We start from the raw sequence: 18,792 nt of genomic DNA, 5'->3' as shown, positions 1-18,792 counted from the left end.
GGGGTAGCTTCAACCGCCACCGGCTGTTTGTGTTCGGACGTGTGGATTCACGGTGGATCTACGCCAGCCGGCATGAACACCTATCCCCGCCACCCATCACGGCCCTTGGGCGCAGCGCACCTCTTCCACGCAGGAGGCACAATGTCCCGTCCCCGTACCGAAGCCGAGTACCTCGCCCGACTCGTACCCCCGTCCGTCGCCGGCCTGAACCGCCGCTCGCTGCTCGCCGGCGCGGCCGGCGCGGGCACGCTGCTGGGCACGGGACTGCTCGCCGGCTGCGGCTCCGACTCCGACTCCGGCGCGGACTCGAAGACCGTGTCGATCGGCTCGAACGCCTCGGACCCCACGCCGAAGGACGTCCTCGCCAAGCTGGCGGCCGGCTTCCAGAGCAAGTCCGGGGTCACCGCCAGCATCAACACGGTCGACCACAACACGTTCCAGGAGAACATCAACAACTACCTGCAGGGCAAGCCGGACGACGTCTTCACCTGGTTCGCCGGCTACCGGATGCGGTTCTTCGCCGCGAAGGGTCTGGCCGGCGACGTCAGCGACGTCTGGGGCAAGCTCTCCGGGTTCTCCGACGCGTTCAAGAAGGCGTCCACCGGCGACGACGGCAAGCAGTACTTCGTGCCGGCGTCCTACTACCCGTGGGCCGTCTTCTACCGCAAGTCCGTGTGGCAGCAGCGCGGCTACCAGGTGCCGAAGACGCTCGACGAGTTCAACCTGCTCGGCGCGCAGATGAAGAAGGACGGCTTGAACCCGATCGCCTTCGCCGACAAGGACGGCTGGCCGGCGATGGGCACCTTCGACATCCTCAACCTGCGGATCAACGGCTACCAGTTCCACGTCGACCTGATGGCCGGCAAGGAGGCGTGGACCTCCGACAAGGTGAAGAAGGTCTTCGACACCTGGGCGGGGCTGCTGCCGCTGCACCAGCCGGACGCCCTGGGCCGGACCTGGCAGGAGGCGGCCCAGTCGCTGCAGCAGAAGAAGAGCGGCATGTACCTGCTCGGCCTCTTCGTCGCCCAGCAGTTCAACGAGAACGAGCAGGACGACATCGACTTCTTCACCTTCCCGGAGATCGACTCCACGATCGGGGCCAAGGCCCTGGACGCGCCGATCGACGGCTACATGATGGCCCGGAAGCCGAAGTCCGAGACCAACGCCAAGAAGCTGCTGGAGTACATCGGCGGCGCCGATGCCGCGAACATCATGGTGAAGGGCGATCCCGGCACCCTGGTCGCCAACACCGGCGGGGACACCAGCGGCTACACCGCGCTGAAGAAGAAGGCCGCCGAACTGGTCGGCTCCGCCACCGAGATCGCCCAGTTCCTCGACCGGGACACCCGGCCGGACTTCGCCTCGACCGTGATGATCCCGGCGTTGCAGCAGTTCATCAAGGACCCGAAGGACATCGGCGGGCTGCTCACCAGCATCGAGAACCAGAAGAAGTCGATCTTCACCAGCTGACGGCGGAAGGGGGAGGACAGCCATGTCCGACCTGCCCCTGATCCAAGCGGATCGCGCCGTGCCGCCGCCGGCCGCGACCACCACCACGCGTGGTCGCGGCCGCCGGCTACGGCTCCTGTCCGGCACCGACCGCGTGGTGATCACGCTGATGGTGCTGGTGCCCCTGCTGCTCGTCGTCGGCCTGGTCTGGCTGCCGGCGGGCGCGACCGTGCTGCTCTCCGGCACCAACTGGGACGGCATCGGCCCGCTGGGCGAGATCGACTGGGTCGGTCTGAAGAACTACGACGACGTGGTCAACATCTACCCACCGTTCGTGCCGGCCGTGCAGAACAACCTGCTCTGGCTGGCCGCGCTGTTCGTGGTGGCCACCCCGTTCGGGATGTTCCTCGCCGTGCTGCTGGACAAGGAACTGCGCGGCAGCCGGTTCTACCAGACCGCGCTCTACCTGCCGGTGGTGCTCTCGCTGGCGCTGATCGGCTTCGTCTGGCAGCTCATCTACAGCCGCGACCAGGGCCTGCTCAACGCCCTGCTCGGCAGCCAGACCGACTGGTACGGCGACCCGAACGTCAACATCTGGGCGGTGCTGTTCGCCGCCGGCTGGCGGCACGTCGGCTACATCATGCTGCTCTACCTGGCCGGCCTGAAGGGCGTCGACCCGTCGTTGCGCGAGGCCGCCGCCGTGGACGGCTCCTCGGAGGCCAGCACCTTCTTCCGCGTCGTGTTCCCGGTGATGCGACCCATCAACATCATCGTGCTGGTGGTGACGGTGATCGAGTCACTGCGCGCCTTCGACCTGGTCTGGGTCATCAACAAGGGCCGCAACGGCCTGGAGCTGATCTCCGCCCTGGTCACCCAGAACGTGGTGGGCGAGGCCAGCCGGATCGGCTTCGGCTCGGCGCTGGCGACCATCATGCTGGTCGTCTCCCTGGTCTTCATCACCCTCTACCTGTTCACCGTGATGCGGGAGGACCGCCGATGAGCAGCGCGACCCTGACCCGTGACCCCGACACCGCGGCGCCGCCGGCCCGCCGCCGGCCGCTGCGGCCGGCCCGGGTGGTCCTGCACGTCTTCCTCGCCGCGGTGGCGGTCGGCTGGCTCTTCCCGATCCTCTGGGCGGTGCTGACGTCCCTGCGCTCGTACGAGTACACCGCCACCCACGGCTACGTCTCGCTCGGCGGCTGGACGCTCGACAACTACGTCACCGCGTGGCGGACCGCCGAGTTCGGCAAGCACTTCCTCAACTCGGTCTACATCACCGTCCCGGCGGTCCTGCTGACCCTGTTCCTCGCCTCCTGCGTGGCGTTCGTGATCGCCCGGTTCAGCTGGAAGTTCAACATCGCGCTGCTCGGCCTCTTCACGGCGGCGAACCTCCTGCCGCAGCAGGCCCTGCTCATCCCGCTGTTCCGGATGTTCACCGAGATCCCGCTGCCGGCCTTCATGAGCGACTCGGAGCTGCTCTACGACAGCTACTGGGGGCTGATCCTGGTCAACGTCGCCTTCCAGTGCGGCTTCTGCGTCTTCGTGCTGAGCAACTACATGAAGGCCCTGCCACACGAGCTGTACGAGGCGGCCATGGTGGACGGCGCCAGCGTCTGGCGGCAGTACTGGCAGGTGACCATGCCGCTGTGCCGGCCGGCCCTGGCCGCGCTGGCGACGCTGGAGGTGACCTGGATCTACAACGAGTTCTTCTGGGCCACCGTGCTCATGCGCACCGGCGACAAGTTCCCGGTGACCAGCTCGCTGAACAACCTGCGCGGCGAGTTCTTCACCGACAACAACCTCGTCTCGGCCGGCTCGGTGCTGGTCGCCATCCCCACCCTGGTGATCTTCTTCCTGTTGCAGAAGCAGTTCGTCCGGGGCCTCACCCTGGGAGCTTCCAAGGGATGACCATCGTTCACCTGCGCCGCGCGCGGACCAGCCTGGTGCTCGACGCGCGCGGCCCCGGCCTGCCCCGGATCGTGCACTGGGGCGCCGACCTCGGTCCGCTGCCCGCCGCCGACCTGCCCGCGCTGGCCGACGCCACCATCCCACCGGTGGTGCCGAGCAGCTTCGACGCGCCGACGGTGCTGTCGCTGCTGCCCGAGCCGAGCGCCGGCTGGAGCGGCCGGCCCGGCCTGGCCGGGCACCGGGACGGCCGGGACTGGTCGACCGCGTTCCGCCTCGACACGATCGACGTGGACGACCCGCCTGGCGGCGGTGGGGACGCGGTGCGCGTACCCGAGGAGGAGCGGGACCACGGCGGGGCCGGGGCCGCGCGGGTGACCGTGCGGGCCGCGGACGCGGGCGCCGGGCTGTCGCTGACCGTCGAGATCACCCTGACCACCGCGGGGCTGCTCACCGTGCGGCACCGGCTGCGCAACGACGGCGACCGGCCCTACGAGGTACGCGAGCTGACGCCCGTGCTGCCGGTGCCGGCGGTCGCCACCGAACTGCTCGACCTCACCGGCCGCTGGTGCCGGGAGCGGGCGCCGCAGCGGCACCCGTGGCCGATGGGCGCCTGGGTGCGCGAGGGGCGGCACGGCCGGACCGGGCACGACGCCACCCTGCTGCTGGTCGCCGGCACCGCGGGGTTCGGCTTCGGGCACGGCGAGGTGTGGGCGGTGCACACGGCGTGGAGCGGCGACCACGTCACGGTCGCCGAACGCCGGCCGACCGGCGAGGCCACCCTGGGCGGCGGTGAGCTGCTCGCCGCCGGCGAGATCGTGCTCGGGCCGGGCGAGGAGTACGCCACTCCCCTGCTCCACGCGGTGCACTCCGCCGACGGGCTGGACGGGCTCAGCGACGTGCTGCACACCCACCTGAGGGCCCGCCCGGAGCACCCGCGCGGCCCGCGCCCGGTGACCTTGAACGTGTGGGAGGCGGTCTACTTCGACCACGACCTGGACCGGCTGAAGGGCCTCGCCGACCGGGCCGCCGAGGTGGGCGTGGAACGCTTCGTGCTGGACGACGGCTGGTTCCGCGGCCGGCGGCACGACCGCGCCGGGCTCGGCGACTGGTGGGTGGACGACGAGGTCTGGCCGGGCGGGCTGCAACCGCTCGTCGACCACGTCCGCAAGCACGGCATGCAGTTCGGGCTCTGGGTCGAGCCGGAGATGGTCAACCCGGACTCGGACCTGTTCCGGGCCCACCCGGACTGGGTGCTCCAGGCCCCCGGCCGGCTGCCGCTCCAGTGGCGGCACCAGCAGGTGCTCGACCTGGCGCACCCGGACGCGTACGCCCACCTGCTCGGCCGGCTGGACGCGGTGCTGAGCGAGCACGACGGGATCGCGTACCTGAAGTGGGACCACAATCGGGACCTCACCGAGGCCGGGCACGGCGGCCGGCCGGGCGTGCACGCGCAGACCGTCGCCGTCTACCGGCTCCTCGACGACCTGCGCGCCCGGCACCCCGGCCTGGAGATCGAAAGCTGCTCCTCCGGCGGCGCCCGGGTCGACCTGGAGATCCTGCGCCGCACCGACCGGGTCTGGGCGAGCGACTGCAACGACGCGCTGGAGCGGCTGTCGATCCAGCGCTGGACCGGCCTGCTGCTGCCGCCCGAGCTGATCGGCACCCACATCGGACCGGAGCGCTCGCACACCACCCACCGGGTGCACGACCTGGGCTTCCGGGCGGTCACCGCGCTCTTCGGCCACCACGGCATCGAGTGGGACATCAGCGGGATCGGCGCGGCCGAGCGGGCGGAACTCGCCGCCTGGGTGGCGCTGCACAAGCGGCTCCGCCCGCTGCTGCACGGCGGCCGCGTGGTCCGGGTCGACCACCCGGACCCGGCCGTCCAGGCCCACGGCGTGGTCGCCCACGACGGCTCCCACGCGGTGTACGCGGTCTCCCGGCTGGCCACCTCGGCGGCGCAGGTGCCCGGCATGGTGCGGCTGCCGGGGCTGGACCCAGCACGGCGCTACCGGGTCCGGCCGCCCGCCGGGGTGCCGGAGCCGGCACTGCTGGAGCTGGCGCCGCCGGCCTGGCTGGCCTCGGGCGACGGGGTGACCCTGAGCGGGTCGGTGCTGGGCTCCGTGGGCCTTCAACTGCCCGCCCTGCATCCGGAGCAGGCGCTGCTGCTGGAGGTGACCGCGGCCGGCTGAGGGCGGCCCCGGGCGAAGTTTTTTTCTGGACGGATGTCGAGAAGCGGGGTGGCAGCTTCTACCGGAGGGTGGAAGCACCGACAATCGGTGCTCGGGCGTGAGGAGCCAACCGTGAAGTACATGCTGCTGATGCAGTTCAGCGCCGCCGGCACCGACTTCCCCTCGATCGACACGTGGACGCCGGAGGAGATCCGGGCGCACATCGGGTTCATGGGGGAGGTCAACGCGAAGCTCGTCGCCGACGGGGAGTTCGTGCAGGGCGAGGGCCTGGGCGGGCCGCAGCAGGCGCGGATCGTCCGGGCCGGCGAGAACGGCGCGCCGGTGGTCACCGAGGGGCCGTTCGCCGAGACCAAGGAGTTCCTGGCCGGCTGGTGGATCGTGGACTGCGAGACGCCGCAGCGGGCCGTGGAGATCGCCGCGCACATCTCGACCGCGCCCGGGCCGGGCGGGCGTCCCCTGAACATGCCGATCGAGGTGCACCCCGTCATGTCGGCGCCGCCGCAGGAGCTGTGACCCCTGGGCGTCCCGGACCGCACCGTCGAGGACCTGCTGCGCGAGCTGGCGCCGCAGGTCCTCGGCGTGCTCGCCCGCCGGTTCGGCGACTTCGCCACGGCCGAGGACGCCGTGCAGGAGGCGCTGCTGGCCGCGGCCACCCAGTGGCCGGCCGAGGGGCTGCCGGACCATCCGCGCGGCTGGCTCGTGCAGGTCGCGTACCGCCGGATGATCGAGCTGGTCCGGGGCGAGGCGGCCCGCCGGGACCGGGAGGACCGGGCCGCCCGGCGCGGCGGTGACGACCGGCGGACCGCGCCGGCCGCCGACGAGCCGCTGACCGCGGACCGGGACGACACCCTGGTGCTGCTCTTCCTCTGCTGCCACCCGACGCTCTCCACGGCGTCGGCGATCGCGCTGACCCTGCGCGCGGTCGGGGGGCTCAGCACCGCCGAGATCGCCCGCGCCTTCCTCGTGCCCGAGGCCACCATGGCGCAGCGGATCAGCCGGGCCAAGCAGCGCATCCAGTCCTCCGGCCTGCCGTTCCGGATGCCGGCGGAGGAGGAACGGCAGGCCCGGCTCGCCGCCGTGCTGCACGTGCTCTACCTGGTCTTCACCGAGGGGCACACCGCGAGCCTCGGGGACGACCTGCGCCGCGTCGACCTCTCCGAGGAGGCCATCCGGTTGACCCGGGCCATGCACGCGCTGCTGCCCGACGACAGCGAGGTCGCCGGGCTGCTCGCCCTCATGCTGCTCACCGAGGCGCGGGCCGCCGCCCGCACCGGCCCGTCCGGCGAGCTGATCTCCCTGGCCGAGCAGGACCGCTCGCGGTGGGACGCCGCCGCGATCGCCGAGGGGACCGCGCTGGTCACCCGCGCCATGGCGCGGGGGCCGGTCGGTCCCTACCAGGTCCAGGCCGCCATCGCCGCCCTGCACGACGAGGCGCCGGCCGCCGAGCGCACCGACTGGCCGCAGATCCTCGCCCTCTACGAGGTGCTGGAGCGGCTCGCGGAGAGCCCGGTGGTGTCGCTCAACCGGGCCGTGGCGACGGCCATGGTGCACGGCCCGGCCGCCGGGTTGGCCGCCCTGGAGACACTGGCCGCCGATCCCCGGTTGGCCGACCACCACCGGCTCGACGCGGCCCGGGCCCACCTGCACGAGATGGCCGGCGACCGGGACGCGGCGGTGGCGCACTACCGGGCCGCCGCCGGGCGGACCACCAGCCGGCCGGAGCACGAGTACCTGCTCATGCGGGCGGCCCGTCTCGCGAACCCGGACACACCACCCCGCCGGGGTCGCCAGCCAGATCCGTGAGGCGATGCGATCAGGCCGCGTTCGCCTGCCGTCAGCGCTGGTGGTTCTGGTTGTGCCGGAGGGCTTCTTCGAGCTGGTCTTCGAGAATGATGATTCGGCAGGCGGCTTCCAGGGCGGTGCCCTGGTCGACCATCTCCCGGGCCCGCGCGGCGAGGCGGAGCTGGTAACGGGAGTATCGGCGATGGCCGCCGGCCGAGCGGGACGGGGTGATCAGCTTCGCCTCGTCGAGGCGACGCAGAAAGTCCGGCGAGGCGCCGGTGATCTCCGCGGCGCGGCCCATCGTGTAGGCGGGGTAGTCGTCGTCACCGAACATGTCATCGGGTTGGGCCATATATATGTCTCTCCATGACGAGGGCCCCGGCGCGGGAAGCACCGGGGCCCGGGGTTACGGGTCGAAAGCACCATCTACCGACAGATTCGTCGGGTTGTCGTATCCGCACCTGCCGCCGTCGGCGGTCTGGAGTGCGAGGATCGCATAAGCGTGACCGGAGACCACCTCTCGTTCGATGGAAACTGCGGTGTCCGGCTCCAGAGCTGAACTGGGTCCTGGAGACGGGCGATCCAACGGTGTTCGTGCCCTCCCTTTCCTCTGCTTCCCATTTCTGTGGTGCCTGTCGTGCGGCAGGCGAGCCCTGAACCAGCATCGGCCCACCCGCTTGCCCTGACCTGGAATGACGTCAGGGTCCTGCTGCTTCGTCTGCGTCTTCGCCGATCTCTTCTCCCAACCCCAGGAACATTAGCCAGGCGCGGCGAGAATGTCTAGCGGATCGGGCCTAGATTTTCTGACCGTCGCCGGGGCGTATCCGGACAGGGTGGTGGCCGGGCCCGCGCGGACCCGGCCACCGGTGGATGTTCAGCTCGCGGCGCAGGTCACCGCGGGGATCGTGTTGCTGCCGTTCCAGCCGCCGATGAAGCCGAACGAGGTGCTGGCCCCGGCGCCGAGCCGGCCGTTCCAGTCCACGTTGCGCGCCGTGTACGCCGCGCCGCTGCCGCTGACCGCCGCGTTCCAGGACTGGCTGACGGTCTGGCCGTTGGCGAACGTCCACTTCGTCGTCCAGCCGGTGATCGCGGCCGCGCCCGCCGTCACCCTGACCTCACCCTGGAAGCCGCCCTGCCAGGAGTTCACGATCGTGTAGACGGCGGTGCAGCCGGCCGGCGGTGGGGTGGGGCCACCGGTCGGGCTGGTCGTCGGGCTCGGGCTGGTCGTCGGGCTCGTCGTCGGGCTGGTGGTCGGGCTCGGCGAGGTGCCGGCGTAGACCGAGGCCTCCCGGGCGGTGGCCCTGATGCCGTTGGCGCCGTTGAAGATCCGCTGGCCCCAGGTGGAGAGCTGGCTCGGATCGAAGTTGGTGACCATGTCGAGGTATTCGACGCCGCCGCCGTTGCCGCTCCACGACCAGCCGAGGTAGCCGACCCCGTTGGCCTGGCTGTAGGCGAGGATGGTGTCCTCGTCGGGGTTGCCGTCGGAGTGGTTGAAGCCGAACTCGCCGACCACGATCGGCAGGCCGGCGGTGCGGAAGCGGCCCAGGTAGTCGGTGATCTCGGCGGCGGTGTCGAAGACGCCGTACATGTGGATCGAGAAGACGGTGTTCTTCTGCGGGTCGGCGGCGAAGACCGGGGCGGCGTTGTCGCGCATGGTGAACGACCAGTCCTGGCCCCAGTTCGGGGCGTCCACCATGATCGTGTGGGTCAGGCCGCCGGCGCGCAGCCGCTTCACGGCGTTGGCCGTGTCGGTGGCCCAGGTGGCGTAGCCCTGGTTGCCGTAGGGCTCGTTGCCGATGTTGACGATGACGTACTTCTCCTGGCCCTGGAGGGCGCCGGCGATGCCGAGCCAGTAGTCGACCGCCCGGTCCAGGGTGATCGCACCGCTCTGCTCGCCGTACCCGGTGGTGTCGTGCACCTCCAGGACGCAGATGAGCCGGTTCGCCTTGCAGAGCGAGATGACGTTGGTGACGTCGGCGGCGCTGTTCTTCGGCCAGCGATCGCCGCTGGCCAGCACGACCCGCACGGTGTTCGCGCCGAGCGCCTTGATGTTGGCGAACGACGAGGTCTGCTGCGGGTACCAGGTGTGCGCGTGGTTGACCCCGCGCATGACGAACTCGGTGCCGTTGGCGTCGTAGAGCCGGCCGTTCGCGACGGAGAAGCCGGCGGCGGCGTGGGCCGGCTGCCCGAAGGCGAAGACGGCGGCGAGGACCGTCAGCAGGGCGACGCCCGCGACGGAGAGCAACTTCTTCATGGCTGTCCTCAGGGAGGTCTCCCCCGTGCCCAGGTGGGGGTGCGGCGATGACGAGGGCGTGGCGGCTGAGCCCGGCAGCCGCCGCCCGACTCCGGCGGACGCACGCATCAGCGTAGGGCGATGGAACGGGGAAGGCAACCGGTTAAGCAGATCGGCCGTACGGCCCGGAAGCCTGCGGCGGCCCATGTCGCCACGGGCCGCCGCAGGGGCGGTCATCCCCACCACAGGATGGTGCGCCACCGGAGTCTGAACCGGTTAAGCCGGACTGTCGGCATCTCCCTCACCGGCGTCAAGACGGCCGGCCGCCGAAGCGGACACCAGGGTTGACCGTCGCTGCGCGGGGTATCCGGTGACGATCCGCCCCGGAAGGAGAGGTGTCATGGTCAAGGTCGGCTACACCCTCATGTGCGAACAGGCCGGACCCAAGCAGCTGGTCGACCACGCCGTCCGCGCCGAGGCCGCCGGCTTCGACCACCTCGTCATGTCCGACCACTACTACCCCTGGCTCGACTCGCAGGGTCACTCCCCGTACGCCTGGTCGGTGCTCGGCGCGGTCGCCCACGCCACCAGCCGGGCCGAGCTGCTGTCCTTCGTGACCTGCCCGATCCGGCGCTACCACCCGGCGGTCGTGGCGCAGAAGGCCAGCACCATCGGGGTCCTGTCGGACGGGCGGTTCACCCTCGGCCTCGGCGCCGGGGAGAACCTCAACGAGCACGTGGTGGGCGGCTGGCCGCACGTGCAGCAGCGGCACGAGATGTTCGAGGAGGCGCTCCAGATCATCCGCCCGCTGCTCAACGGCGAGACGCTGACCTTCTCCGGCAACCACTTCGACGTGCCCGACGCCTACGTCTGGGACCGGCCGGAACGCCCGGTGCCGATGGCCGTGGCCGCCTCGGGCCGGCAGTCCGCCACCCTCGCCGCCGACTACGCCGACGCCATGATCGCCACCGACCCGCTGCCGCACCTGGTCGAGATGTACGAGGAGGCCGGCGGCGCGGGCCGCCCCCGCTACGGGCAGGTGGCCATCTGCTACGGGCCGGACGAGGCCGAGTGCCGCAAGATCGTGCACGACCAGTTCCGCTGGTTCGGCATGGGCTGGAAGGTCAACGCCGACCTGCCCGGGCCGGACGCCTTCGCGGCGGCCACCCAGTTCGTCCGCGAGGAGGACGTGGCCGAGGGCATCTCCTGCGGGCCGGACGTGGACCGGCACGTCGAGGCGTTCAAGAAGTTCGTCGACGCGGGGTTCACCCACGTGGCGCTGGTCCAGGTCGGCGGGGACAGCCAGCCGATGTTCCTGGACTGGGCGCAGGAGGAGCTGCTGCCCCGGCTCCGCGAGCTGTGACCGGCCGGGAGGTCCGGCTCTCGCCACCGGGACGCTTCGGGCCGGCGGAGTTGCGGCTGGCCCTGGCCGCGCCCCGGCCGGCCGCGGGCCTGACCAGCGAGTTCCGGCTGGTCGACGGCCTGCGTACGCACACCCGCCGGTCGGCGGACCCGGGCGGCGACGGGCCGCCCGTCGTGCTGGTGCACGGCCTGGCCGTCTCGCACCGCTACCTCACCCCGCTGGCGGTGGCCCTGTCGGCCACCCATCCCGTGTACGTGCCGGACCTGCCCGGCTTCGGGCTGACCGAGCGTCCCGGCACGGCGTACGACGTGCCCCGGCACGCCGCGTTCCTGGCGGACTGGCTGACCGCGTACCGGCTGGGGCCGGTCTGCCTGCTCGGACACTCGTTCGGCGCGGAGGTGGTCGCGGCGCTCGCCGCCCGCCGCCCCGACCTGGTGAGCGCGCTGGTGCTGGCCGGGCCGACCAGCGACCCGGCCGCCCGTTCCCGACGCGGTCAGGTCGGGCGGTGGCTGCTGGACACCCTGTGGGAGGCGAAGTGGCAGGCGCCGATCCTGCTGCGCGACGTCCTCGACGCCCGCCCGTGGCGGGTGTTCGCCACCCTGTCCCACTCGGTGCGCAACCCGATCGAGGCGGACCTGGTCCGGGTCACCGCGCCGACGCTGGTGCTGACCGGCACCCGGGACCCGGTCGTCCCGGCCGGCTGGCGTGTGGAGGCGGCCCGCCTGGTGCCGGGCGGCCGGACCGCCGCCGTGCCGGGGGCCGCGCACAACGTCGTCACCACCGCTCCCGGCCAGGTCGCCGACGCGATCCGCGACCTGCTGGCCCCCGTCCTGCGAAGGTGAGTCCATGCGCATCGGAAACACGGAGATCCGGCCTCTCGGCGGCGGTCTCGGCTGCCTGCTGATGATCCTCTTCTCGATCGTCGCCTCGGTCGTGCTGACCGTGCTGCTGAACCTGCTCATCTGAACCGGCCCCGCGCCCCGACGGCCCTCCCGAGAATGAGGGCGTGGACCTGCTGAGCGTGCTGCCGCTGGCGATCGTGATGATCGCCGGGCCGCAGCTGATCAGCGCGGTCTTCCTGGCGGCCAGCCGTAGCCCACGGCGCAGCTCGACCGCCTTCCTGCTCGGCGCCGCGCTGGGCGTCCTGGTGCCGCTGACCGTCTGGTACGGCGTGTTCCGGGCGCTCCGGCGCGGCGTGGGCGACGGACCACGGGACAGCGGGAGCCGGCACCTCATCGACTGGATCGTGCTGGCACTGCTGGTCGCGTTCATGGTGGCCACCTTCCTGCGCCGCCGGCGCAGCCGGCCGCCGTCCTGGATGGCCCGGCTGGAGGATCCCCGGCCCGCGTTCGCGTTCACACTCGGTGTGCTGCTCTTCCTCGCCATGCCCACCGACGAGGCCATCATGGCGTCGGTGGCGGGCAGCCTGGCCGGGCACGACCGGCCCTGGTGGCACCTGCTGCCGTTCCTGCTGCTCACCGTCCTGCTGCTGGCCCTGCCCCTGCTGGCGCTGCTGCTGCTCGGCGACCGGGCCACCGCCGCGCTGCCCCGGGTGCGCGACTGGGCCAACGCGCACTCCTGGGTGGTCAGCGAGCTGGTCACGCTCATCTTCGTCGCGATCGTCGCCGCGGACCTGGCGAGCTAGGGCCGTTCCGGTCAGCCGGGCGCCAGCGCCAGGTCGGCGACGACCGGGTAGTGGTCGGAGGCGCGGTCCGCGTCGCCGCCGCGCACCACCCGGACGGCGCGCGCCGTCGCGGTCAGCGCAGGGGTGGCGAGCAGGTAGTCCAGCCGCATCCCGGCGAACTCCGCCCCGCCGTACCGGGTCGGCACGGTCAGCCCGGCCGGCTCGCCGCCGCCGGTGCGCGGCCACAGGTCGACCAGCCCCGCGTCGAGCAGCCGCGCCACCGCGCGGGTGTCGACGGTACGGCCGTCGCGGCGCAGGTGGCGCCGCCGGTGCAGGGCGTTGAGGCCGGCGAGCCGGGCGGTGTGGTCGACGGCCGGCTCCAGGGTGTTCAGGTCACCGGCGAGCAGGGCCAGCTCTCCCCCGGTGCGCCGCACCGCCACCGCCAGCCAGTCGGCCTCCATCCGCCGCCGCCCGCCCGAGTACGGGCTCAGGTGGGCGCTGAACACGGTCAGCGGGCCGTCCGCCGTGGCCACCTCGATCCGGGCGGCGGCGTGGTGGAACGGGCGGCGTACCCGGCCCGCGCGGAGCACCCGCAGCGGCGGGCGGACCAGCACGGCCACCGCCTGCCCGAAGCAGGACCGGGCGACATGCGGCACCATGCCCATCCGCTCCGCCAGCTCGGCCAGCCGGCCGTCGGAGTCCAGGCCGCGCAGCTCCTGCAGGGCCAGCAGGTCGGGGCGCTGGTCGGTGACCACGGCGACGATCCGGTCCCGGCGGTCGGTGCCGTCGCGGTCCCGCCCGCCGGTCCGGATGTTCCAGGTCATCGCCCGCAGCATCGGCGCCCGATCAGTCCTCCCGGCCGGCCTTGGCCAGCTCGTCGTCGAGTTCGTGCACCTGTTCCGACTCGATGGCCGGCCGGTTGCCCGCGCGCACGTCGGCGTTGGGGCGCACCACCCACCAGAGCAGCGAGAGCCAGAGCGCGCCGAGCAGGATCGCGCCCATGAAGTCGGTCGGGTGGTGCATGCCCCGGTACATCCGGGAGGTGGCCACCCCGACCGGCATGATCACGGCCATGGCCACGAAGAGCCAGCGCCACCAGCGGTCGGTGCGGGGCAGCACGATGATCGCCATGGCGGCCCACAGGCAGATGGTCGCCGCGATGTGCCCGGACGGGAACGACGAGGTGGGCATCTGCCCGTCCAGGTTTTCCACCGGCGGGCGCGGCCGCTCGACCACCCGGGCCGTGGCCAGGAAGAGGCTCAGCTCGCCGAACAACGCCAGCACCACGAACAGCACCGGCCGCCACCGCTTCCAGATCGCCAGCACGATCGGGCAGAACACCAGCGAGACCAGCAGGATGGCGTGCGTGTCGCCGAACTTGCTCCACCACCAGCTCAGGTCGGTGAGCGCGTCGGTGCGCCGGTCGGCGAACCAGTGCGGCACCTCGGTGTCCAGCGTGTCGAACACGGTGCCCTTGGCGTGGTAGCTGACGTACATGCCGAAGGCGTAGAGGGCGCCGAAGACGAGCACCCAGCCGACCAGCAGTTCGGCCACCGACGAGCGGGGATGCTCCAGGACGTGCTCCTCCGCCGGGGCGGGCGTGATCTCCTCCCCCGCCTCGGGCTCCAGACCCTCGGTCAGCGGCGGCACCGGCCGGCCGCGCTCGCGCCGCCACAGCCGGAAGGCGTACGCCGTGACGCCCAGCCAGGCCGCGCCGAGCAGCCAGCCGCCGAGCACGTCCGAGACGAAGTGCACGCCCAGCGCGATCCGGGTCAGCCCGATGAGGACGACCAGCAGGCCGGCGACGGCGATGGCCGGCTTGCGCCAGCGGGGCGCCACGGCCGGCAGGAACACCAGCAGCAGCGCCCCGTACGCGACGAACGAGCCGAGCGCGTGCCCGCTCGGGAAGCTGTTGCCGGGGGCGCTGGCCACCGGCACGTCCACCACCGGGCGCAGCCGGCCGACCAGCGCCTTGAGCGACGGGTCGAGGATCAGCCCGCCCACCCCGGTGATGATCAGGTAGACGGCCAGCCGGGACTGGCGGCGGATCAGCAGGCCGACCACCGCGATGGTGACCAGCCAGATGAGCACCGGCCGCCCGCCCAGGTCGGTGACCGCCTGGAGCACGGTGACCAGCGGGTGGTGCGGCGCCACGAGTCCGTTGAACCATTCGGCCGCCTCGTGGTCGGCGCGGTAGAGCGGACCCCAGTGGAACCGCACGAGCATGAGCAGCACGCCGAACCCGACACCCGCGCCGGCCACGACGAGCAGCCCCGCCAGGCTCCGCTCGGCGAAATGGCCGAGCGGGCGGCGAGTCGCCTCCTTGACCGCGGTCACCCCGCACCTCCCCCTCCGTCTGCTGCGAGGCGCGCAGTACCCGATTCGGACTCCACGTACACGCCGGAAGCCGGCGTGGCGTCAGAGGGCGGTCATGTCGCCGGTGTCGAGCAGCTCCTCGCGCTCGGCCTCCGGCTGCCAGAGGTCGGGCTGGGCGGGCTCCTCCACGCCGATCCGCATCGCCTCCAACTGGGCGGCGAAGGCCAGCCCGCCGAAGAGCGCCATCCCGGTCAGGTTGGCCCAGAGCAGCAGGGCCATCATGCCGGTCAGCGCGCCGTACGTCTGCCCGAACCCGCCGCTGTACTTCACATAGGCGGCGAGCAGCAGGCTGGCCAGCCACCAGAGCGCGGTGGCGATGCCGGCGCCGAAGAAGAGCCAGGACAGGCCGGGCTGGTTGCGCCGGGGCGCGTGCCGGAACAGCACCGCCACGGCGAGCACGGTCAGGCCGAGGCTGAGCGGCCAGCGGATGACGTCCCACGCCCCGTGCGCGACGTCGCCCCACTCGTAGTGCCGCCGCACCGAGTCGCCCATGGCCCGGCCGCCGACGAGGATGAGGAACCCGGCCAGCGCGGGCACGCCGGCCACCAGCGCGAGGACCGCGGCGCGCAGGTACTTGAACAGGGCCGGGCGGTCCCGCTCGACGCCGTAGATCCGGTTCGCGCCCCGCTCGATCTGCGCCATGGTCGTGGTGAGCGCGACCAGGCCGGTCAGCAGGCCGAGGGTCAGCGCCAGCTCACCGGCATCCTCGGTGCGCTCGCTGTCGACCAGCAGTTCCTGCACCATCGACTCGCTCTGGCCCGGGGTGATCGCGAGCACGGTGTCGGCGACGACCTTGCCGCCTTCGTCGACGCCGAGGTCGGTGATGAGGCCGGTGAGCGCGATGAGGAACGGCACCACGGCCAGGCAGAGCTGCAACGCGAAGGCCCGGGAGTGGCTGAAGCCGTCGCCGTAGCGGAACCGGATGAAGGCGTCCCGGAGCAGGCACCAGCCGCCGTGGCGGCGCAGGGTGTGCCAGGCGTCGGCGGAGAGCTCCTCCTTCGCCATCAACCGGGTCTCGGGGACGAGCTTGGTGCTACTCATGCCGGGTTCCCTCGACGAGCCGTTCGCCGCGCTCGGCGGCGGCGTCGGCGTCGACCGACAGGTCCGGGTGCTGGGCCGGCCGCGGCACGCAGAGCCAGAGCGCCCCGGGCCGGATCTCGACCTTCAGCGACCGCCCCGGCTCGATGAGGTCGCCGTCGAGCTGCCGGGGCTGCGCCCGGTTGCTGGTGATCTCGACCTTGCGCGCCCGGAACACCTCCATCCGGGGCACGCTGCCCCTCCGCCGCACCACCGCCCAGCCGAGGGCGAGCCAGTGGCCGAGCGTCCGCGGGGTCAGCACCGCCACGTCGAGCCAGCCGTCGTCCGGCTCGGCGTCGGTGAGCAGGCGTACCCCGCCCTGGAGCCGGCCGACGTTGCCGACCAGCACCGAGCGGGCCCGCCGGCGCAGCGGCGGCCCGCCGTCGATCCGGATGGAGACCCGCATGGGGCGGTCCCGCAGGTGCTTGGCCGCCCCCACCACGTAGGCCGGCCAGCCGATCCGCTTCTTGGTCGTCTCGGAGGTGGAGTCGAGCATCTGCGCGTCGAAGCCCATTCCCGCCATCACGGCGAAGCACCGGTCGCCGACCGCGCCCACGTCGAGCCGGCGCACGCCCCGCTCGACGGCGACCTCCAGCCCGGCGGCGAGATCGCCGGAGAGGCCGAGGTTGGCGGCGAGCAGGTTGCCGGTGCCCTGGGGCAGCACGGCGAGCGCGACGTCGGTGCCGGCCAGGGCGGTCACGCAGGCCATCACGGTGCCGTCCCCGCCACAGGCGAAGACCACCTCGGCGCCGGCCTCGACGGCCGCCTCGGTCTGGCCCCGGCCCGGGTCCTCGACCGTGGTCTCGTACCAGGCGGGCTCGGGCCAGCCGGCGGCGGCGAGGGCGCCGTCCACCGTCCGGCGGAACTCGTCGAGATCGGTCACCTTGACCGGGTTGACCACCACAGCCGAGCGTGGTGCGGGGTTGTCCGCGGTCAACGGGCGCTTCTCGTCTCCACCGTCCACGGCGCAAGTGTGCAGCAACCGGGGCGGCTGGGCGACCCGACGGCCGCGGACGTTGCGAGGACCGCAATCAGGTTTGAACCCGGCCGGCGGCCGGCCGGCCCGGTCAGGCCGCCGCGCGCAGGGCCGCCTCGACCCGCCGGCGCAGGTCGTCGAGGTCCGCACCGGCCTCGGTGAGCACCAGCGCGGCCAACCCGTTGCCCTCGCGCAGCAGGCCGAGCAGGATGTGCTCGGTGCCGATGTGGTGGTGGCGCAGCCGCAGCGCCTCCCGCAGGGACAGCTCCAGCACCTTCTTGGCCCGGGGCGAGAACCGCCCGTTGCCCGGGCGGCGACCCCACCACCGGCGCGGGGCGGGGGCCGCCTCGCGCAGCGCGTCCGGGCCGAAGGACTCCTCGATCCGGGCGACGATCGCGGCGAGGTCGATGCCGATCTCGCGCAGCGCCGCCGCGTCCGCCGCGCCGAGGCCGTCGACCCCGTGCGCGGTGTGCCGGGCCACGGCGGCGCGCAGGTCCTCGGCCCGGATGCCGCCGGCCGAGAGCACCCGGACGGCCAGGTTGTCGCCGTCGGCGAGCACGCCGAGCAGCAGGTGCTCGGTGCCGACCGGCCGCCGGCCCTCGGTGCGCGCCTCGTCGACCGCGTGGTGCACCACCGCGCGGGCCCGGTCGGTGAATCGTTCGAACATCACGCCTCCCAGCTTCCGCGGACCGCCGGTCGCCCGGCGTGCTTCTTGTGGACCGCCTGCCGGCTGACCTCGAGGGCGTCGGCGATCTCCTGCCAGGACCAGCCCTGCCGTCGGGCGTTGTCCACCTGGACCACCTCCAGCCGTTCGAGCAGCCGGCGCAGGGCGAGCACCGCCCGCAGCCCGACCTTCGGGTCGGTGCTGCCGGCTGCCGCCGCGAGTTCCGTCGCCTGACTCATGCTGTCAACTTAGGTTGACGGACGGCGTTTGTCAACCCCGGTTGACAGGCCGACACGTCGCCGCGACCTGCCGATCCACGGCCCGGACCGGTGCTACGGTCCGCAGGTGTTCCGCCGCCGCCCGCTGGACCAGCCGGTCCAGGCCACCCGCCGGCTGACCGTCGGCCGGCTCACCCTGGAAATCGCCGGCGGCAGCGTGGTCGGGCACCGCTACGCGGAGAACTTCGACGTCCTGCACGTCGACCCGGAGCTGCCGCTGGCCGCGGTCGCCGACGGCATGGGCGACGGCGAGGGCAGCCGGATCGCCGGCGGCACCGCCATGACCACCTTCGTGGCGCAGGTCCGCGCCGGCTGGCCGGCCCTCGACGCCGCCCGGCTGCGCGCCGCCACGGCCGAGACCCAGCTCCGGGTACGCCGGGCCGGGGCGGGACTCGCCGGGCTGACCGGCTGCACGCTCACCGCCCTGGTCGCCGAGCCCGACGGCGGGCAGGGCTGGCTGGTCCAGCTCGGCGACTCGCGGGCGTACCGGCTGCGCGACGGCCTGCTGGAGCTGGTGACCGTCGACCACACCATGGCCTGGCTCGGCCTGCTGCACGGGTGGTGGCCACCCGACTCGCCGGAGGCGGCCCGGGCCCGCTACCAGCTGCTGCGCTACGTCGGCCACCCGGACAAGCCCGAGCCGGACCTGCTCGCCGTGCCGCTGCGCAGCGGGGACACCTGGCTGCTCTGCACCGACGGGGTGAGCGACCAGCTCGGCTACCACCGGCTGCGCGACCTCCTGGCGGCGCGGCGTGACCCGGCGCGGACCGCGCAGGCCGTGCTCGCCGCCAGCCTGGCCGAGGGCGGCGAGGACAACGCCACCGCCGTGGTCGTCCGCGTCCACCCCGCCCTGCCCAGCCCCCGCTGACC

The 18,792-nt window shown here is 72.8% G+C and carries 18 protein-coding genes; 10 read left to right on the top strand and 8 right to left on the bottom strand.

Annotation, left to right across the window (positions count from 1 at the left end; genetic code table 11):
• Positions 1-141 precede the first annotated feature (141 nt).
• From F8274_RS09960 to F8274_RS09935, 6 genes are all read left to right on the top strand, one after another.
• The gene (locus tag F8274_RS09960; RefSeq protein ID WP_151462004.1) at positions 142-1,470 is read left to right on the top strand and encodes an ABC transporter substrate-binding protein; all 1,329 of its coding nucleotides are present in this window, start codon (positions 142-144) and stop codon (positions 1,468-1,470) included.
• Between the two features lie 22 nt (positions 1,471-1,492).
• Entirely contained in the window at positions 1,493-2,449 is a 957-nt protein-coding gene (locus F8274_RS09955) for a carbohydrate ABC transporter permease (protein WP_151462003.1), read from the top strand.
• Positions 2,446-3,357, top strand: a complete 912-nt coding sequence (locus tag F8274_RS09950) for a carbohydrate ABC transporter permease (protein ID WP_151462002.1) — start codon at positions 2,446-2,448, stop codon at positions 3,355-3,357. Before F8274_RS09955 ends, F8274_RS09950 begins: the two co-directional genes overlap by 4 nt.
• Positions 3,354-5,549: an alpha-galactosidase gene (locus F8274_RS09945; protein WP_151462001.1), complete on the top strand. Its 2,196-nt coding sequence runs from the start codon at positions 3,354-3,356 to the stop codon at positions 5,547-5,549. Before F8274_RS09950 ends, F8274_RS09945 begins: the two co-directional genes overlap by 4 nt.
• A gap of 120 nt (positions 5,550-5,669) precedes the next feature.
• The gene (locus F8274_RS09940) at positions 5,670-6,062 is read left to right on the top strand and encodes a YciI family protein (RefSeq protein WP_225853704.1); all 393 of its coding nucleotides are present in this window, start codon (positions 5,670-5,672) and stop codon (positions 6,060-6,062) included.
• 66 nt (positions 6,063-6,128) lie between these two features.
• On the top strand, positions 6,129-7,352 hold the full coding sequence (locus F8274_RS09935; RefSeq protein ID WP_370518212.1) for an RNA polymerase sigma factor: 1,224 nt from the start codon (positions 6,129-6,131) through the stop codon (positions 7,350-7,352).
• A 31-nt stretch (positions 7,353-7,383) separates the two neighbouring features.
• Here F8274_RS09935 and F8274_RS09930 read toward each other — a convergent pair whose 3' ends face one another.
• Together F8274_RS09930 and F8274_RS09925 are read right to left on the bottom strand one after the other, a co-directional pair.
• Entirely contained in the window at positions 7,384-7,683 is a 300-nt protein-coding gene (locus F8274_RS09930) for a MerR family transcriptional regulator (RefSeq protein WP_151461998.1), read from the bottom strand.
• A gap of 522 nt (positions 7,684-8,205) precedes the next feature.
• The gene (locus F8274_RS09925; RefSeq protein WP_151461997.1) at positions 8,206-9,585 is read right to left on the bottom strand and encodes a cellulase family glycosylhydrolase; all 1,380 of its coding nucleotides are present in this window, start codon (positions 9,583-9,585) and stop codon (positions 8,206-8,208) included.
• Positions 9,586-9,964: 379 nt separating this feature from the next.
• On the opposite strand from F8274_RS09925, the gene F8274_RS09920 reads away from it, so the two are divergent.
• From F8274_RS09920 to F8274_RS09910, 3 genes are all read left to right on the top strand, one after another.
• A complete protein-coding gene (locus tag F8274_RS09920) occupies positions 9,965-10,927 on the top strand; it encodes a TIGR03557 family F420-dependent LLM class oxidoreductase (protein WP_151461996.1) in 963 nt (320 codons plus the stop codon).
• Positions 10,924-11,769 carry an alpha/beta fold hydrolase gene (locus F8274_RS09915; RefSeq protein WP_151461995.1) on the top strand — a complete coding sequence of 282 codons (846 nt, stop codon included), beginning with the start codon at positions 10,924-10,926 and terminating at the stop codon, positions 11,767-11,769. The genes F8274_RS09920 and F8274_RS09915 overlap by 4 nt, the downstream gene beginning before the upstream one ends.
• Positions 11,770-11,933: 164 nt before the next feature.
• On the top strand, positions 11,934-12,572 hold the full coding sequence (locus F8274_RS09910; RefSeq protein ID WP_151461994.1) for a GAP family protein: 639 nt from the start codon (positions 11,934-11,936) through the stop codon (positions 12,570-12,572).
• 11 nt (positions 12,573-12,583) lie between these two features.
• Here F8274_RS09910 and F8274_RS09905 read toward each other — a convergent pair whose 3' ends face one another.
• From F8274_RS09905 to F8274_RS09880, 6 genes are all read right to left on the bottom strand, one after another.
• A complete protein-coding gene (locus F8274_RS09905; protein ID WP_151461993.1) occupies positions 12,584-13,387 on the bottom strand; it encodes an endonuclease/exonuclease/phosphatase family protein in 804 nt (267 codons plus the stop codon).
• Positions 13,388-13,397: 10 nt separating this feature from the next.
• Positions 13,398-14,888, bottom strand: a complete 1,491-nt coding sequence (locus F8274_RS09900; RefSeq protein ID WP_151461992.1) for a phosphatase PAP2 family protein — start codon at positions 14,886-14,888, stop codon at positions 13,398-13,400.
• An 81-nt stretch (positions 14,889-14,969) separates the two neighbouring features.
• Complete coding sequence (locus F8274_RS09895; RefSeq protein ID WP_151461991.1) at positions 14,970-15,968, bottom strand: YihY/virulence factor BrkB family protein; 999 nt, start codon at positions 15,966-15,968, stop codon at positions 14,970-14,972.
• Complete coding sequence (locus F8274_RS09890) at positions 15,961-16,968, bottom strand: diacylglycerol kinase family protein (RefSeq protein WP_151461990.1); 1,008 nt, start codon at positions 16,966-16,968, stop codon at positions 15,961-15,963. The genes F8274_RS09895 and F8274_RS09890 overlap by 8 nt, the downstream gene beginning before the upstream one ends.
• Positions 16,969-17,071: 103 nt before the next feature.
• Complete coding sequence (locus F8274_RS32455) at positions 17,072-17,647, bottom strand: Clp protease N-terminal domain-containing protein (protein ID WP_151461989.1); 576 nt, start codon at positions 17,645-17,647, stop codon at positions 17,072-17,074.
• On the bottom strand, positions 17,647-17,883 hold the full coding sequence (locus F8274_RS09880) for an HTH domain-containing protein (protein WP_089010418.1): 237 nt from the start codon (positions 17,881-17,883) through the stop codon (positions 17,647-17,649). Before F8274_RS09880 ends, F8274_RS32455 begins: the two co-directional genes overlap by 1 nt.
• 106 nt (positions 17,884-17,989) lie before the next feature.
• Between F8274_RS09880 and F8274_RS09875 the strand changes: the two genes are divergently transcribed.
• The gene (locus F8274_RS09875) at positions 17,990-18,790 is read left to right on the top strand and encodes a PP2C family serine/threonine-protein phosphatase (RefSeq protein WP_151461988.1); all 801 of its coding nucleotides are present in this window, start codon (positions 17,990-17,992) and stop codon (positions 18,788-18,790) included.
• The last annotated feature ends 2 nt before the right edge of the window (positions 18,791-18,792 follow it).

The sequence above is a fragment of the Micromonospora sp. AMSO31t genome (assembly GCF_008868175.1).
GTDB lineage: Bacteria > Actinomycetota > Actinomycetes > Mycobacteriales > Micromonosporaceae > Micromonospora.
This window is presented reverse-complemented; position numbering and strand designations above follow the sequence as displayed.